Source organism: Klebsiella sp. MS 92-3 (assembly GCF_000195655.1).
Classification (GTDB): Bacteria; Pseudomonadota; Gammaproteobacteria; order Enterobacterales; family Enterobacteriaceae; genus Klebsiella; species Klebsiella pneumoniae.
The window spans coordinates 1-1,513 of the sequence record NZ_GL882812.1 but is presented as its reverse complement, the minus strand read 5'-3'; the positions used below and the strand labels follow the sequence as shown (position 1 = coordinate 1,513).

Sequence of the window (1,513 nt, the reverse complement as noted above, 5' to 3'; positions counted from 1 at the left end):
TCCGGTAACGGGTATCCCTACCGCGACATTATTTTGCGGAGGCCGTTTTTATTCAAGTCATCTTGTTGCCGTTGTCTGTAACCATTTGCTGTTCCTGCAAAAACAGGGAAATTTCAGAAGGATCGCTGCCAGTCCGGAGAATCGTTATCTAATAAAATGTAATATACTGAAGTACAGTGCATTTATTCTGAGTGGAGTGATTATGAATACGGGTTTAAGGCAGGTTCTGCGATATGCAGGCGTCCCGGTTGACGCCGCTGAACCGGTGCGCCGGCAATTCGGTAGCCGCCTGATTTTAATCGTGACGGTTGCTCTTCTTCCGCTGTTGATTGTTGACGTCCCTCTGTGGCTATTTGTGCTCTCTCAGATTATCTGGGGAAGCGGTATGTACATTGGTATCTCCGTGGCCAGTGATAAACCAGATCGCCGATAAGCTCAGAACGAGAGGTCTCCCGGGCCGCCTGGTGACGGGCAGCTGATAAACTGGCGCCATGCCATCAACACCGGATAAGGACGTCGCCGGCTTGTCTTTGCCGCCGGCTCCGCTTTGTCCGGCCCCCTCCCTCCGGTCTGCGGCCTTTATACGCAGCCATCGCGTCGCGATGCCAGCTTCTGCTTTTCTCCCTGCGCTCGTAAACCGCGACAGGGGACCTCATGTTGTATCTCCTGCATCGCTTCGGGTAGTGCCGTGCCTTCACTTTAGCCCGGCCGCTGCAGATGCAAGGGTTCGCTGGCGCCGCCATCCTCGCCCGGTCGCAGTTTTTTTATGAAGCTCGCCGTTCTTCCCGTCGTTTTCTCGCTCAGGTTTCGCTCTAAAACCGTCCAGACCAGCTTCGTGCTTTATCTGCGCTGCGGCCTCCGGTGTCGCCCTTGCATCTTCCGCTTTCCGCCGGGCTGTCGTGTCGGCACGGCACAACCCGGTGCCGCAATCTTATGAACCTGTGGAGGTTGCTATGTATCATGCCCGTCAAACCATGCTGAATGTAGAGGAGTCCGACCGTCTCTCGTTCCTGCCGGATCTGTTTGGTAACGATTTTCTGGCCGGAGAGATGCAGGTCTATGCGCTCGCTGAGAAACACATCACCGATTACTGCGGAGGCTTCTGGCATTTCATCCGTATTCCGGAGGGCGGCGGCTACATGATGCCTGACGGTGACCGTTTCCATCTGACTAACCCGGATAACTGGTTTGATCGGTCCGTCAGCGCGGATGCGGCCGGAGTTATCATTACGGCGCTGGCGATCAACCGCCGTATCTGGCTGCACCATGAACGCGGTGATGCTGCCCTGACACGCCACCTGATGCTGCGGGAATCGCAGCTGTGGAATTTCATTGACTCTCATGACGAATGCGCTGCTATTTACGCGGCTCTGGACTGATACTATATCGGGGCGCCCGACGCCCCGTTTAAGGTCTGAGACGGCACGATCTGTGAGGAGCTTACCCGGCTTTGCAGATCGGTGCGGCCGCGCGAAAATCCTGGCAGGCTTCGCCTGCCGGTGAGGCGGGTTGC

General features: G+C 56.2%; 2 protein-coding genes. Both read left to right on the top strand.

The window, feature by feature from the left end; translation table 11 throughout:
- Positions 1-202 precede the first annotated feature (202 nt).
- Positions 203-433, top strand: coding sequence for a hypothetical protein (locus HMPREF9538_RS0127760; protein WP_004152753.1), 231 nt, complete (start codon positions 203-205; stop codon positions 431-433).
- A 520-nt stretch (positions 434-953) separates the two neighbouring features.
- Positions 954-1,379: an antirestriction protein gene (locus tag HMPREF9538_RS13335; protein ID WP_004118478.1), complete on the top strand. Its 426-nt coding sequence runs from the start codon at positions 954-956 to the stop codon at positions 1,377-1,379.
- Positions 1,380-1,513: the final 134 nt, after the last annotated feature.